Origin of the sequence: Paenibacillus sacheonensis (assembly GCF_009909195.1) — a bacterium.
Taxonomy (GTDB): domain Bacteria; phylum Bacillota; class Bacilli; order Paenibacillales; family Paenibacillaceae; genus Paenibacillus_Z; species Paenibacillus_Z sacheonensis.
On the sequence record NZ_JAAAMU010000002.1, the window covers coordinates 409485 to 425485 of the forward strand.

Here is a 16001-nt window from a genome sequence, read left to right on the forward strand (position 1 = left end):
TATCATAGAAGATAACGGATGCAGGGATGAACAGACGAAACACGAACATTGCACAGCAGAGCGGAACTTGAATGATAGGGCCGTTATGGATCGACTGCAGCAGAGTAATAACGCGGGTAAACGATGCGGAAGGGGTTGGATCGTATTGAAAGAGTTAATGCCATTAACGATTGAATCGCTGCTTAACCGGCTTCAGAAGAATTATGGATCGAATCTACTGCATATTTTGAACGGGCAAGCCATGTACGAACGTATCCATGCTTGGTCGTTAACGGACAGAGGCAGCTTCGTCCCCTTCAATGAAGCCATGTGTTCCCATGCTGCGACCGAAACCATATTCAGCGATGCCTTTAATGCTTTGCGGGCAGCCGGGCATGGAGTCACTCCTGAAGAATATGCGCGAATCACCCTGGTTCCTTTGCAGCCGCTGTTCGAAACTTCACACGACTGCATTGCGTTATGGTTCGGCGACGATATGTTCTGTCAGATCAATCTGTTGACCTTGCTGGCGTATTTGCGGCAGCGTTCCTATACGGGCCGAATCGTTTTCCTGATGATCAAGGAATCGACGACGACCGGTGACATCGCGGAAACGGAGCTGCCCGACTTGGACTACGAAGATTTATACAGGAAGACCCTCATCCAGAGGGAAGCAGTCGAAGTGCCGCAATTCCCCGTCCTATCCGAAGGAATCAAGCGCTATCTGACGTATCGCGCGCAGGATAACGAAATTACCGCGTACATCCGAGCGCATCAAAATCTGCCCCAGAACGAATTATTGCAGCGTCTCTTCCGGGAGTTCGCTCATTACGGTCTCGGCGATACCCAATATTTGAGCCTTATACGCGCCATGGAAACCTAGTAGAGAACGCTGCATAGACGACGATCTCTTTCACAGCCGCAAGACGAATAAGAGGCTGTCCCGAGCTTGCAGCTCTAGGACAGCCTTGCTCGTGCAGGCGGAGGCGCTTCTGCAGCCTTCGTTATTGAACCACGATCGATTTCTGAATGGCCGTCATCGTATTGCTGCCCAAGAGACCGAGGCGCCAGAAGGCTACGCCTTTCAGTCCATAACGTTTGGCGAGGCCGATCTTGTCCGGTACGGTCTGGCCGTTCTCGCTGCCCATGGAGATTCCGAGCACGAGCTTCGTCTTCGGAACATCGACTAGCGCGAGCCGGATCGCTTCGTCCACGCGTTTCATCGGCTCGGGCCCGCTCTCGTACGAATATTCGTACGCCATCAAGATGATCTCGTCCGCGTACGCGGCCAGCTGCTTATAATCATACCCATGATACGAACTGTTCTGCGGGTGAAGCGCGAGCGTCAGCTTCAATTTGGCCGCCTCGGCGCTCTGATCCAGCTTCTTCACGAAGCTCGTGTACGACTCCCGGATCGTCGGCAGGTCTCCGGACAGGCCGAGTCCTTCAAAATCGAGCGTAATGCCGCTGAAATGATTTTGAGCGGCTAACGCTACCAATTGTTCGATTACGCTCGCTTGGAGCGTCTGATCATGGAGCAGCTTGGTCAACTCGCCGTTGCCGTCCATCGCGACCGCCATCAGATTGGGCTTGCCGCCGGCGTCCGCAGCATCCTGAACGATCGTTTCGGGCGTCACGGTTCCTGCCGCTTGAGGCCAGAAGAAGTCTTTGCCTTCCAAGGTCAGATTGCCGGTCTCATCGATGCGCGTCCAGCCGAACGAGACGGCATTGAAGCTTTGAACGAGATTAACCTCTTTGAAGGAGGAGATCGCGTAAAAGGCCTCTGCGTACATCGGTTCGATCGGCGATGTGATGGAAACGGTCTGCGAAGGTCCGTCCCAGCTGGCAGCAGCGCCGAATTGTGCGCCGAAGAAGCTGAGCGGGACGAAGATGGAACCGTTCTTCGCGGCAGGAGCGACGCGGAGAGGCTGAGGCGTCCCGTTGACCGTGGCTTTCTTGTCGTTCTTGCGGAGAACGACCGTCGTCATCGCGCCATCGCGCATTTTGGTGGCGGTAACGGTCTGCGATTTCTCGGACCATACGACCGTAATATTCAACGCCTCGGCGATGGCGCGGAAGGGGACCATCGTCGTTCCTTGGGTCACGAACGGCGCAGACGGGAACGGCAGAGGAAATCCGTCGAGGAGGATGCCGATCGGCTTAGGGGCCGGTACGGCTGCCGCCGAGGTATGGGGGACGCCAGTAACTAGTAAAAGTGCGGCGCTCGCCGTCAATAGGGATGATTTGAGCGATAAACGCATGGTTGGTTTGTTCAACTCCTCAATGTAATGGTAATGGATTGCAGCGTGCATGCAGGAAGAATGGAATGCTTGCTGCTGCGGAAAGCGCAAGGAACTCTATCAGGGCAAAACAAAGTTCTAGTAAACACTACTATAACGCATTGCGTAGGAAGAAGTTGCATAATGGGTGAAATCCTTGCGTTGACGACTTACGATCCTGGGCCTGACGCATCTTAAGCCCTGCAAAATGACTTGCAGAGCTGTCGGACGAGCTATAAGAATGAATAGGAATGAAATCTCGCCTCATTACGCAGGCTAGTCCATATATCGGGGCTTTCGCCTCCCATGTACCAATACGCGTTGCCGGCTAAATCATAAGATTCGCCCATGGCGGCCTTCATGGATAAGGAACGTCCATCTTCGATCCAGATGCGGTGATTTCGAGAACCGTCCGCATATTGGGCCGTGTATTGACCCAACCGATCATCCCATAGTGGTCGGAGCTTCTTGGCGAGCACAACGCTATTCTGCTTATTGATATCGATATCCTGCGACGCGGCCAAAACTTTCCCGTCCATCGTCCAATCGCGCGTATATAGCGGCAAAGCGAGAATGACTTTGTCGGCAGGCGCCTTCAGAAGCAGCGTCTCGATTCCTTGCTTCAGCCAAGGCAGGGAAGAGACGGAGCCTGCTTGCGGATCGCCGCCCCAATGCTCGTCGTACCCCATCAATACGACGTAATCCGTATGGGCCGCGATAGCTTCATAATCGAATACTTCCGTCCAATCCGTCCCTAAGTCCGGCGAGACGTTCACGGTTAAGACGGCTGGGATGGCCTGTAATTCTTGGCGCAACGACGAAACAAAAGCCGTAAAGGAGTTCCGATCCGCGGGCAGCATGTTCTCGAAATCGATATTCAACCCGTCAATGCCGGATTTCTTAACGCGGTCGGCCAATTGACGAACGAACGATTGGCGAGTTGCCGGGTTCGCCAGCATGCCGTGCGTAGCCGCTTGATCAGCGTGATTGCCGACCATCGCCCAGACACGCTTGCCCCGACTATGCGCCCAGCCCAGCAGGGAAAGGTCGGATTGATCTTCGACAATGGCTGATTTTCCAAGATAATACCAGTGCGGGGAGAGCGTATTGATATTCGATTGCAAGACCGTCTGCTCGAATTGCGAAGTCGTTTGACCATATTGCCAGCCGAGCTGTATGTTCTCCGGCGATGCCGAATGCAGCTGATCGGACCATCCCGCATGCGTCCATATGCGATTCATCACGACGGCAGCCTCTTGCCTCGTCATCTGCTCCTGCGGAAGGAAACGGCCGTCATCGCCGTCCATCAAGTCCAATTGGTACAAGCGATAGACAGATGATGCTGCCCACTCGTGAATGCGTTCCTGATCCTCGAACAGACCTTCCGGCAAATCGGATGATAGCTCCGACGACGACTGCTTCAAGGCGCGTGCCAAGATGACAGCCGCTTCTTCGCGCGTGACGGGACGGTTCGGTTGGAATAAAGCGGCCGTCGTACCTTCGGCAAGCTGCAGTTGAACCGCGGGCTGCAGCCATTCATAGTACCAAGCGGACGATTGTACATCGGCGAAGGCCGGAATCGGACTCGCGGCGGGTTGAATGCCCAGCAGCCGTTCGATCATCGTGATGAATTCCGCGCGCGTGACCGATTTATCCGGCTCGAAGCGCCGATAGCCCGTGCCTGTAAGCAGCTGAAGCTTCGTCATGTTCACGATCGCTTCCGTGGCATAATTCGTGCGAATATCGTCATAGGGAAGAAAGGCTGCCGCTGCTGCCCTGGTTGTGAAATACGGGAAAAAGGAACTGACGCAGCCAACGGCCAGCGACAAGAGTAACGCAGCCGCCGTTCGTCTGACGGCATGAGTAAGCTTCATTTCTGGAATCTCGCTTTCCATTCGTAATGTAATAGATTTTCGTAAGTATGATTCATCTATCGTAACCAAACGGAACAAGAATACCTATCCTCAATTATTGGCAGGCAGTAGCGGTAGAAGAGGAACGTACCAATTACCTAAACCAGCCAAAACCACCGAAACCACTGAAGCAACCGAAACCACCGAAACCACCGAAACCACAGAAACCACAGAAACCACAGAAACCACCCATAAAACGTGTATTCCTTAATTTTCAAAAAGGGATGAATCTGGTCAACGAGGTGACTATGGCCCCAGTTTGCAGCATATAAACCCACAGATGACACAAATCCGGCTTCTACGAGGCAAATCGCGAATGATTCCATAATAGATGCAAATTTGCATTTAATTCTATGAGAAATGACTCGCGAAGATGAATAGGTGCAAATATGCACTTATTATCATTCCTATTCTACTTACATCGTGTTTACGGGCAATATAGCTGCATATTTGCACTTATTTTGAAAAATTCGCTAGAATTACGTCGATTAGTTGCATATTTGCACTTACTTTTGTCATGAGGGGGTGGGCATCGTCTTCATTCCGTCCGAATCCGGAAAGGAGAAAGCGGGTTACTTCAAGAAGGAAGTGGAAGGATAGCCTTAGGGTTATCTCATGCCGAATGCAAATCAGAGTGATCAAATAAACGCGGGGCGGCTGCCGATTCTGATTCCGATTTTATAGGTTTCGACAGCTAACGTGAGCGAACACGATTAACGAGAACTGCTTGATCCAGCATTTACCGCACGTTGAATGTGGATTCGGCTGGAGGTTATTTAATCACATTAATAGTCAGTACGAAATATAAGTTTACTTAATTATAGTTATGTAAACTAATGTGATTCCAGAAAGTTCAGACAACTACACGCCATTCCCGCTGCGAATATTCAGAATATTCCCTTGACTTTACGATCCAACTTCTGTATAAATGGATTAATCATCTTAGTGATCCAATGAACGGCGAATTGAATAGGCGAACATAAATGAATGGGACAGTAATTCACGAGGAACAGTCGCAGCGAGCCGGAGGCGGTGGAAGCCGGTACGTGACTCTTGAATGAAGCGGACCCAGGATATGATTGGTTGAACAGAGCCTTCCGGCTTGGAGCCATACGGCGCTCAAGGAAGCGGCTCCCAGTAGGCGAATCCGGTCACGGACCGTTAACAAGTCAAGCGGCTAACGTCATCGGGACGTTGGCACGTAGAGTGGTACCACGGGAAGCCCAACGGCGCTCGTCTCTTCATGGAGACGGGGGCCTTTTTGCATGTCCAAGAGGAGGAAGAGAACATGATTCATCACGAACTGAAGCAAGCGCTGCAAGACATTGCAGCAGCCATGCTCCGCGAAGCCGGGCATGAAGCACCGGCTGACATGGCGATCGTCGTCGAGCATCCGGCAAGTGCACTGCACGGCGAATACAGTACCAACCTGGCAATGAAGCTGGTTCGCATACTCAAGCGCAATCCGCTTGTACTTGCTAACGAGATCAAGGAGAAATTGGCCGGCAATTCGCGGTTGGCGCCGTGGCTGGATAAAATCGAAGTTGCACCCCCGGGCTTCGTCAATTTGCATATTGCTTGGCCGCACTGGATGCGACTTGCGAACAATCGGGACCTCTCGGCCCTAGGCGGTCCCCGCCAAAAAATCATGATCGAGCATACGTCCATCAATCCCAATAAATCCGCGCATATCGGTCATCTGCGGAACTCGTGCATCGGCGATACCTTGGCGAGATTGCTCGCGCGTCTCGGTCATGAAGTCGAGGTTCATAACTACATCGACGACTTGGGCAACCAGCTTGCCGATACGATCGTCGGAATTCTTCGCACCGCGGTCGTGCAAGAGCATGTCCGGTTCGGGGATTTCTGCTGGGACGTGTACGCGGAGATCAACCGTGCGTATAAGGAGCATCCGGAGCTGGTGCAAGAACGCGCCGAGGTCCTGCATCGCTTGGAAGAAGGTAACAACAACATCGCATGGCTGGGGCTGTTGATCGCGGAACGAATCGTCAAGGAACATGTGGAAGACATGCGCCAATTCGGAATCGATTACGATGTCCTAGTGTGGGAAAGCAGCATCGTACGCGAAGGCTTCTGGGCGCAAACCTTCGACAAGCTGAGCAAGACGGAATCGTTCCACATGGAAACGGCCGGGAAATTGGCGGGCTGCTGGGTGCTCAAGCAAACGAACGATGCGGCGGATGCAACGGAACAATCGGAACATCAAGCCGACAAAGTGCTGGTCAGATCCAATGGCATCCTCACCTACACGGCCAAAGATATCGCGTATCACATGTGGAAATTCGGCTTGCTGGACAAAAGCTTCCGCTATCAGCCGTTCGGCGAAAATCTCTGGTCCACGCATACTCAAGGCGTGGAACGCGATATCGGACGCGCGGATGCGGTAATCAACGTCATCGATCATCGCCAGGAGTATCCGCAGCAGATGGTGAAGCAGGCGCTGCAGGCTTTGGGCTACGAGGCGCAGGCCGGACAGCTGCGACACGTCAGCTATGGCGTCGTATCCTTGAGTCCCGCAACGGCCGCACGCCTCGGCGTAGACACTTCCGAAGGTAGAACCTCGTATCCGATGTCCGGCAGGCAAGGGATCGGAATCAAGGTCGCCGATCTCGTCTCGCATATGGAGACCGTCATCGACGCCAAACGTTCGCAGCATGAAGGGCTGGACAGCCGAACGATCGCCGCCGCGTCGATTCGGTACTATTTGCTTAAGTTTCATCTGCACACAGAAGTGGTGTTCGATCTCGACCAGGCAACGGAAGTAACGGGGAATACCGGCGTGTATCTGATGTATGCCTATGCCAGAGCCAGCGCGTTATTGGAGAAAGGCCGTTCGTATGCCAATACGACCTCTGACGACGAATCCGCCGCTGAAGCATCCGAAGACGAAGTCTTCGTTCCTGCGAATCATTCGAACCTGCTCGGCGCCGAAGGGCTGGTACCGCAAGAGTATGCGCTGATGAAGCAGCTGGCTTACTGGCCGGAGATATTGGAGGAAGCGATGAACGAATTGGCCCCGAACGTGTTATGCACGTATGCGTACGAGCTCGCGATGCTGTTCAATCATTTCTACGCGACTTGCACGATTCTAAGGGCTGACGAGGGCTTGCGCAGGTTCCGCCTATGGCTGACCGAACAGGTTCGTGCCACCCTGCACGATGCGTACGGCATTCTTGGGCTGCCGGCGCCGGCTCGGATGTGAATCGCCGCCGGCTCAAATATGTGCCTCCTCGCCGGGAAGAAGTCTTCGATTCCGAAAATGCAACGATGCGGTCGGCCATATGCGGCCATTGAATTAAATGAAAAGCCGCCTAAAGTCTCATCGACTGTCAGGCGGCTCTTTACAGGTACGGTCAAGCAAGATTACAGATGAGATACTTTCGAGAACCGCTGCCGGTACTGCTTCTCCAGTCCGACGGATATCAGATGGAAGCCGAGAATGAACAGAATGTAAGCGGCGAGCGGAATAAACAGCAGCCATTGGTAATAGAACAATTGATCTCGCGCTTGGCCGATTAGCCCGCTCCATTCGTTCGTGCGGCTGTTATATTCCGCTGGGTCAAAGAACATCTTCGTTCCGCCGACGAAAATATTGAAGATCGCCATCTGGCCGAACAACGCCAATGTAAGGACGATTTCCTGCACGAACATAACGGCGAAGCTTTCCTTCAAATGGGGAAACACATGCGTTCGAACGATCGTCCATTGGCCGGCTCCGATCGACTTGGCCGACAGCACGAATTGTTTCTCTCGAATGATCATCGTTTTCTCTTTGATGACGGATGCGACGGAGGGAAGACCCACCAGCGTCAACACGACGACGAGAATGACCGTCATCAATAACGGGGAAGCTGCCGGATTCATGGTGATGCCGATCATGATCATCCATACGATGACGAACACCGGAAAGCCGCTAAGTACGTTCCAAATCGGCAGCCGGCCCATGCGTGACGGTTTGTCGCTGCCGTAATAACCGAGCAGCAAGCCTATGATTCCTCCGATAAACAAGCGCCCGAAGGCGACGGCAATGGCCCCGATGATCGTATATTTCGAACCGGCCAGCATCTTCGCCATCAGATCGTACCCGTATTTATCGGTTCCGAACGGATAGTCGGCGGTCGGCGGAGAAGGAGGGACGGTGAGCGTGCCTTCTCCGTTCTCGTCGACGGAATAGTCGACGCCCAGATGCTCGCTCAGATCATGAGGAGCGGCAAAGCGTCCGAGCAGCGATGCCGCGATGATGAGGAACGTAAGGATCAGTCCGGCGAGCAAGGTTTTGTTCATCGGACGATCACCTTCTCCCAACCGAATATCACCGTTCGGAGCAAGGCGTACATGAGGGCATAGAGGACGAGCAGGGTAAGAATCCCGTTGACCACGAAGCCGTATTGGTAGCCATTGAACGCGAACGCATTGGAGAACAGCATCATGCCGACGCCGTTCAGGTTATAGAGGTATTCGAAGATGAACAAATTTCCGAATAGAATGCCCAGAAACTTGTGCAGGTCGGCTTTGACATAAGGAAGCACGTTAGGCAGGGCGTGATAGAAGATAATGTACGTTTTGCCGAGTCCGCGCGCCTTGGCGAAGCTGATATAATCCTCGGTCAGCGTTTGGTTCATATGCAGCGCGACGTTGCGAATCATGTAATTGGCCGGAATGATAATCGTCGACAGCAGCGGAAGCGCGATCGCGGGGTCATCCGTCGAAGGGCTGGCGACCTTGAATACGACCAGGCCGGTCTCGGAAGCGATGTACACGATCAAGAATTGCAAGAGAATGACGATAACGAAGTCCGGCAGCACGCTCGTCAATTCAAGCGTTCGCTTGAGCCACGGTTTGCGCGCTACGGCAGTACGGACGCCGAGCAAGACGCCTGCCGTCATTCCGACGAAGCCGCCGACAGCCATATACGAGAGCGTGACGGTGAAGCTGCGCCCGATTTGTTCCCAGAACGATAATTCGGTCTTTCCCGATAAATAATGAAAGGAATGCCCGTTCCATAGACCTTGCACGTACTCGCGCAGGCTCGTAAAACCGTTCGCGAAGTGGAGCTGAAGCGCGCCGTCCGCTTGGCCTGCTTGAAGCACTGCGGGAAACATGGCGAAAACGAGCACGAACATCAGTATTCCGGGTACGATCAGCGTGAATTGCGCTACTTTTGACATACGGGTGCTTCCTTTCGATCCAGATTCTAAGATGCTAGACGATCATCTATTCAGTATAGTTGCATGTTTCGCAAATACAAGTCTTGACGGTTTCGGCTCTTATCGAACGGCTGTCCGGACAGCCGACAAACGGGGAATTGACGCGATCGGCCAAGCGTCGTTTTATAAGCTATAAGCGGTGGCGTCCATGCTACAATTAAGCCGATGAACGATCCGAATGCCGAGGAGCGATTAGAGATGACGAACCGATTGAAACGGAGATACGAGCCGGATTACGTGCACGAAGTTCCCGTATTGAAGCATGGGGACACGGATGCCGATATCCAAGGCGCCAGAGAACCGTTTCTATTCCAACATGAAGGTCGATTTTACTTGCATTACGATGGCAACGGAACGCGCGATTGGGGCTGCACGCTCGCCGTCTCCGATGATTTATACCATTGGGATAAGAAGGGCCGCATGCTTCAAGCGGGAGAAGAGGGTGACACGGACCATGGCGGCGCTTGTTATGGACCGACCTTCTTGTTCGACGGCAAATGGTACATGTACTACGTATCGGTGGCCAATACCTCCGGCGCGCCGTGGTTCGTTCCCGCGCTCCCGTACCGCACGGGGCTCGCGACCGCCGATCGGCCGGACGGGCCATGGACGAAGGCAACGACGAATCTATTCACGCTCGGCGCGCCGGGCAGCTGGAATGAAGGATGCATTTGCGCGCCGTATCTCGTTCGCGAGGGGGAGACGTTCTATGCCTTCTACAGCGGCAGCAACATGGGGCCGAACTTCAAGCGCACGATCGGATTATTGACCGCTTCCTCGCCGGAAGGACCCTGGACGGACAGCGAAGGACCGATCCTGCCGCTGGACGAGAATCTGGAGAATCCGAGTCTTTATTACGAGCCGGCATGCGGGCTATGGTTCATGTTTGTGAATCATGTCGGGAACAACGAGGAGGGCGTGGAATTTACCGATGCCGTCTGGGTGTACTGGAGCGAATCGTTGACGGAATGGAACGCGGAGAACAAGGCGGTCGTGCTCGACGCCGCCAATATCCCGTGGGTGAAGCAAGTCGTGGGCTTGCCTGCCTGCCTCGTAGACGGGGACAAGCTCTGGATCGCGTTCGACGCGTCCGACGGCACGATTCACGAGAATTTGCACGGCCACAGCAACCGGGACATCGGATTGAGCTACTTCGATCTGCCGCTGCGTTCGCCGAATGACAAGCAATATTTAGGATAGACAACCCTATCAAAAGCCGTTATGATGAACAGGAAAATCGAATAATGATCCGTAAAGGTGCGGCCTGCATGTTGTGCATGCCGCTTAAAAGGGAAGTCCGGTTAAATGCCGGCGCGGTCCCGCCACTGTAATTGAGGAGCGACTCCACACGGTGCCACTGGTTCGTCTTGAACCGGGAAGGCTGGAGAAGCGATGATTCATGAGCCAGGAGACCTGCCTATACGCGAATGTTTCTTAATTCTTCGGGGGGTGGGAATTGGAAATGATCACCGTTACGCATGCGCGCATGATGAAGCTATGCTTCTGAATGCGATGCTTTTGTGTCGTTTTTTAAGCCGCCCCGGTTAGGGGCGGCTTTTTTGGTTCCAAGCGAGATTTTGCAAACCGTGTGCAAGGACTGGCTCTATCGATAATTGAAAAGAGGATGGCTATGCGTACTCATGTATTCGTAAATCTATCAGGAAAGATCGGCAAGCGATGGTTGTCCGTCTTGCTCGCAGCCGTGCTGCTCCTTTCCGCGTTCGTTCCGGCCGGTGCCGCCTACGCGGATGAAGCCGATTCGACAACCGACCCCTTGCTGCAGCAGGTGGAAGCCGCCATCGAAGGGGCTTCCCAAGCGATCGTGAGCGGCGCGGGCATCGGAGATTGGGAGTCTGCCGGGCTGTCGGCTGCCGGCAGGACGGTCCCAAGTGCATATGTTTCCACGTTATACAAGCAAATGGCTGGCAATCATGGCAGCTTCTACTCGGTTACCGATTACGAGCGAACGGTCATCGGACTGACGGCCACGCATCAGGATGCGACGAAGTTTGCCGGCTACGATCTGGCGGAACGCATCTATGATTATCCGGCGATCGGAACGTTGAACGGCTTGATCTTCGCGCTCATCGCGCTGGACAGCGGCCATTACGCCGTGCCCGATAACGCCCTATGGACGAGGGATAAGCTGATAGCCGCCATCTTGGCGAGGCAAAATCAAGACGGCGGCTTCAACTGGACGCCGTCGGCAAGCGATCCGGACATCACGGGCATGACGCTGACGGCGTTGGCGCCTTACAAGGGCCAGGAGGCCGTTCAGTCCGTCATCGATCGCGCGGTGAATTGGCTGTCGGTCAACCAGCTGGGCAACGGCGGCTATGCTTCCTATAACGTCGATAACAGCGAAAGCGTCTCGCAGGCGATCATCGGGCTGACTGCGCTTGGCCTGGATCCCACGGGAGCCGACTTCACCAAGAACGGCCATCATCTCGTCGAGCGGCTGTTATCCTTCCGGATTGCCGACGGAACGTTCTCGCATAAGCCCGCCGGAGCTTCCAACGGCATCGCGACAGAACAAGCGCTGCAGGCGCTCGCCGCCTTCGACAAGTATAAGAAAGACGGCAGCCGCCTATACGATTACGGCGTCCGCATCCCTTACGGGTGGGCGAGCGATTGGCTGCTCGGAGACGCGAACGGGACGGGCATCTCCGACTGGCAGGTGGTTGGACTGTCGCGGGAGGGCCGCGAGGTTCCCGGCAGCTACTTGAGCGACACGCTCGCCAATACGATCGATATCTTGAACCAATATCCGGAATATGCGTTGGTGACCGATTACGAGCGCAGCACGATTGCCTTATCGGCGCTGCATCTCGATGCGACGGATTACGCGGGCATTGACTTCGTCGAACGCATCTACAACAGCGGCATTATGGAGGATCAAGGCATTAACGGGTTGGATTTCGCCCTGATTGCCTTGGATGCGGGCGATTATGCGACACCCGGCGATGCCAAGTGGAATCGCGACAAGATCATCGCCGCCATTCTGGCGAAGCAGCATGACGACGGCGGATTCTCGCTGAGCACCGGCGCCAGCGATCCCGATCTGACGGCCATGACCTTGACGGCGCTTGCGCCTTACATGGGCCGGAATGAAGTAAAGACGGCCGGAGAGAAAGCCATTCAGTGGTTATCTCTCAAACAGGATGCGCACGGCGGCGGGTACCCGACGGATAACTGGGGGACGATCGTCGACTCCAGCGAAAGCGTCTCGCAAGCCATCATCGCGCTGGCATCGAACGGCATCGATCCGACGAGCGCGCCGTACACCAAGAACGGCATCACGCTGATCGATAAGCTATTCACGTTCATGCAGCCCGACGGCGGCTTCAAGCACGCGGCCGATCCCCAAGCCCCGACCGATGTCATGGCCACCGAGCAGGCGCTGCAAGCGCTGGCGGCTTACGAGATGTTCGTCGATGGCCGAGGACGCCTGTACCAGTTCGGCGCCCCGGTCTCCCTGCAGGTCGAGGGACCGTCAGGCGCGATCGCAGGCGGCGGCGCCTCCGCCGGCATTGCTTTGGACGCGCTGAAGAAGGTGCTTGACGATAAACGGGTCCCCGTCGTCGTTACTGAATCCTCTTACGGCAAATACGTGAGCGCGATCAACGGCATCGCGGCCAGCGGCACCAACGGTTGGATGTTCGACGTCAACCGAGGCGGCGAATGGAGCTTCCCGGGCGTCGGGATGGATGCGTTCGAGCTGCAGCGAGGCGACAAGCTCGTCGTCTATTATGGCGGCTCCGATACGGCGCTCGTTCGCTCCGTGAAGGTCGAACCGGCAGCGCCTAAAGCCGGCGAAGCGTTCAAGGTCACCGTCATGCAGACGGCTTCCGTCTGGAACGGCACGTCCAGCGAAGTCGTTACGGCTCCCGCTTCCGGCGTGCGCGTCGCTATTGGCGGACAGTCCGTCACGACGAACGCGAGCGGCGAAGGCGCGTTCGATTCGGGCATTGGAACAGCCGGCGATTATCGGCTTGAAGTAACCGGTTATCGGGAGGGCAGCGTGCCTAGCCTGGTTCGTTATGCGCAGTCTTTGACGATTGCAGCGAAGACTTCCGACAATGGCGGCGGGAATCCCCCGACTTCTCAGTTCGTAGCGCTGTCCGTGACCGGCGATTCGCGGAAGGGGACGATTCTCGGCAGCAAGCAGGTTGCGCTCCAAACCGGCGATACCGCGTATTCCGTGCTGGCGCGCGAGCTTCCCGGCAAGGTGCGCGATACGGGGGCCGGCGCCACGAAGTACGTGCAAGGCATCGATGGCTTGAGCGAGTTCGATCGCGGACCGGAGAGCGGATGGATGTATGCCGTCAACGGGAGTTTCCCGAACTACAGCGCCGGTATATACGATCTGCAGCCGGGCGACGTCGTGGCATGGCGGTATACGACGAACTTAGGATGCGATCTAGGTGCGCCGGGCGGTAATTGCAGCGCGGCAGGCGGCGGCTCGGCGCCGATCGCCGATCCGGTCACCGTTGTCGACGTGCCTAGCGATCCGAAACAGGATTACGTTCACAAAGTGACGACGGCGGAGCAAAGCAAAGGTCTTCAGTTCAATATTCCGATTGCCGCGCCTAGAGTTATCCTGAACGCCGACGACGTGAAGGACGCTTTACCGCGAGTAACGGCGAACAAAGGAAATCTGTCGCTCGTCATCGACAAGGGAACGAAGCTGCTCTCCGGCAGCGGGAACATCGAATTATTCACGCAGCAGGATCCGGCGGACGCGTCGCTGCAAAAGCTGATCCAAGGAAACTTGATCGGCAGCGACAAGCTGGATGGCATCGGCAATGCATTTATCATGGGCGCGGCGAACGGATCCTTCCTGTTCGACAAACCGCTGACCTATACGATCAAGAATGGCAAAGGCCAATTGGCCGGTTACATCGAGAACGGTACGTTCCATCCGATAACGATTTACGGCTCGGAGGAAGAGGGCGCGCAAGCTGCGAAAGGCAGCGAGCGAATCACGTATGCTTACGTCTCGGGCAATGACCTGATCATTCGTTCGAACCATTTCACGGCTTACGTGACGTACGCCGTCAAGAAGACCGAGCCGGTCGATATCAACAAGCAGTATTCCGATGCCAAGCTAATCGCGTCGTGGGCTTACGGAGCGGTCGGAGACGCGACGGGACGAGGCTTCATTCTAGGCAGTTCCGGGCAATTCCATCCGAAGGCGACGATGACGCGGGCCGAATTCGCCAAGCTGATGGTCGAGGTCCTAGGCTTGAAACAACCGACCGGCCCGTCGAGCAGCTTTGGCGACGTACCATCCGGCACGTGGTTCGCTCCGTACGTGAACGCTGCTTACCAAGCAGGCTTCATCACGGGTTACGACGGCAAGTTTCTTCCTAACGAGACGATCACGCGCGAGCAGATGGCCGCCGTCATCGTCCGGGCATTCGATTTGAAACCGGCCGCATTAACGACGCCGCTCGGCGATATGTCAGCCGTATCCACTTGGGCGCAAGCCGACGTTCGTACGGTCGCGGCGCGTCAAATCATGGAAGGCGCCGACAATCGCTTCAACCCTCGCGATTCCGTTACGCGCGAGATGGCTGTCGTCGTCGCCATGCGGGCATATGCGGTCAAAGGCGACGAACCGAACGGCAGTCAGCCGGGAACAACGGCCCAAGAGGCGCTGCGCCAACAAATCGCGGCCACCGCGGCGTATCAGCTTCGTACCGTCAAGAACCCGTCCGTCGGCACGCTCGGCGGAGAATGGACGGTTCTCGGGCTTGCGCGTTCGGGGACCGCGGTTCCGACTGACTACTATGCGCGCTATTATGCGAATTTATCGAATACGTTACGAGAAAAATCGGGGCAGCTGCATACAGTCAAATTCACGGAATACGATCGCGTCATTCTGGCCTTGTCCGCCATCGGGAAAGGAATCGATAACGCAGCGGGCTATGATTTGGCGAAGCCGCTCGCGGATTTCGATCAGGTGACCAAACAAGGCATCAACGGGCCGATCTTCGCGCTAATTGCGCTCGACAGCAAGCATTACGAGATTCCGGCCGTAGCGGGCGCGAAGACGCCGACGACGCGCGAGCGGCTGATTGACTACATCCTAGGCAAGGAAATCAAAGGCGGCGGTTGGGCACTGGGCGAGAATGCGTCTGCACCCGATGCGGACGTGACCGGCATGGCGATCCAAGCACTCGCGCCTTATGATAGTTCCCGTTCGGATGTTCATGCCGCGATAGAGCGGGCGTTGGCCTGGCTGTCCGGGGCTCAGCAGGCCGACGGCGGATTCGCGAGCCAGAATGCCGTCAACGCGGAAAGCGCCGCGCAGGTGATCGTCGCGTTGACGAGCCTAGGCATTGATCCTGCCCAAGACGAGCGATTCAAGAAGAACGGCCGCACCGCGGTGGATGCGCTGATCAGCTTCGCCGATCAAGGCGGAGGCTTCTACCACGTGAAGCCGGGCGCAGTCGGCAACGGCGGGGCGTCGCCCGGCGAGGTCGATGCCATGGCAACGGATCAAGCGTTCTATGCGCTCGTCGCCTATGACCGTTTGCTCGGCGGCAAAACCTCCCTGTTCGACATGACGGATACGAAATTGCAATCCTAGTCGGTCA

General features: G+C 55.6%; 8 protein-coding genes, 1 riboswitch and 1 other annotated feature. Of the genes, 4 read left to right on the plus strand and 4 right to left on the minus strand.

Annotated elements, in window-relative coordinates; genetic code table 11:
* Positions 1–145: 145 nt before the first annotated feature.
* Positions 146–862 (plus strand): AraC family transcriptional regulator, encoded by a 717-nt coding sequence (locus GT003_RS04820; RefSeq protein WP_239565606.1) that lies wholly within the window; start codon positions 146–148, stop codon positions 860–862.
* 121 nt (positions 863–983) lie between these two features.
* Here the strand turns inward: GT003_RS04820 and GT003_RS04825 are convergent, their stop codons facing one another.
* Entirely contained in the window at positions 984–2240 is a 1257-nt protein-coding gene (locus GT003_RS04825) for a stalk domain-containing protein (RefSeq protein WP_161694999.1), read from the minus strand.
* Between the two features lie 251 nt (positions 2241–2491).
* Complete coding sequence (locus GT003_RS04830) at positions 2492–4132, minus strand: S-layer homology domain-containing protein (RefSeq protein ID WP_161695001.1); 1641 nt, start codon at positions 4130–4132, stop codon at positions 2492–2494.
* A 1013-nt stretch (positions 4133–5145) separates the two neighbouring features.
* Positions 5146–5415: a binding site (T-box leader), on the plus strand.
* Positions 5416–5459: 44 nt separating this feature from the next.
* Between GT003_RS04830 and GT003_RS04840 the strand changes: the two genes are divergently transcribed.
* Positions 5460–7394 (plus strand): arginine--tRNA ligase, encoded by a 1935-nt coding sequence (locus tag GT003_RS04840; RefSeq protein ID WP_161695003.1) that lies wholly within the window; start codon positions 5460–5462, stop codon positions 7392–7394.
* Between the two features lie 161 nt (positions 7395–7555).
* Here GT003_RS04840 and GT003_RS04845 read toward each other — a convergent pair whose 3' ends face one another.
* Both GT003_RS04845 and GT003_RS04850 read right to left on the minus strand, forming a co-directional pair.
* Positions 7556–8476: an ABC transporter permease subunit gene (locus GT003_RS04845; protein ID WP_161695005.1), complete on the minus strand. Its 921-nt coding sequence runs from the start codon at positions 8474–8476 to the stop codon at positions 7556–7558.
* Positions 8473–9360 (minus strand): ABC transporter permease subunit, encoded by an 888-nt coding sequence (locus GT003_RS04850; protein WP_161695007.1) that lies wholly within the window; start codon positions 9358–9360, stop codon positions 8473–8475. Before GT003_RS04850 ends, GT003_RS04845 begins: the two co-directional genes overlap by 4 nt.
* A gap of 237 nt (positions 9361–9597) precedes the next feature.
* On the opposite strand from GT003_RS04850, the gene GT003_RS04855 reads away from it, so the two are divergent.
* Both GT003_RS04855 and GT003_RS04860 read left to right on the plus strand, forming a co-directional pair.
* Positions 9598–10599 carry a family 43 glycosylhydrolase gene (locus tag GT003_RS04855; protein WP_161695009.1) on the plus strand — a complete coding sequence of 334 codons (1002 nt, stop codon included), beginning with the start codon at positions 9598–9600 and terminating at the stop codon, positions 10597–10599.
* 38 nt (positions 10600–10637) lie between these two features.
* Positions 10638–10834: riboswitch (cobalamin riboswitch) on the plus strand.
* A 195-nt stretch (positions 10835–11029) separates the two neighbouring features.
* Entirely contained in the window at positions 11030–15994 is a 4965-nt protein-coding gene (locus GT003_RS04860; RefSeq protein WP_161695011.1) for an S-layer homology domain-containing protein, read from the plus strand.
* Positions 15995–16001: the final 7 nt, after the last annotated feature.

Coding starts and splice junctions, on each gene's coding strand:
- GT003_RS04830 (WP_161695001.1), bottom strand. CDS start 4,132: ATGAAGCTTACTCATGCCGTCAGACGAACGGCGGCTGCGTTACTCTTG.
- GT003_RS04825 (WP_161694999.1), bottom strand. CDS start 2,240: ATGCGTTTATCGCTCAAATCATCCCTATTGACGGCGAGCGCCGCACTT.
- GT003_RS04850 (WP_161695007.1), bottom strand. CDS start 9,360: ATGTCAAAAGTAGCGCAATTCACGCTGATCGTACCCGGAATACTGATG.
- GT003_RS04845 (WP_161695005.1), bottom strand. CDS start 8,476: ATGAACAAAACCTTGCTCGCCGGACTGATCCTTACGTTCCTCATCATC.
- GT003_RS04855 (WP_161695009.1), top strand. CDS start 9,598: ATGACGAACCGATTGAAACGGAGATACGAGCCGGATTACGTGCACGAA.
- GT003_RS04860 (WP_161695011.1), top strand. CDS start 11,030: ATGCGTACTCATGTATTCGTAAATCTATCAGGAAAGATCGGCAAGCGA.
- GT003_RS04840 (WP_161695003.1), top strand. CDS start 5,460: ATGATTCATCACGAACTGAAGCAAGCGCTGCAAGACATTGCAGCAGCC.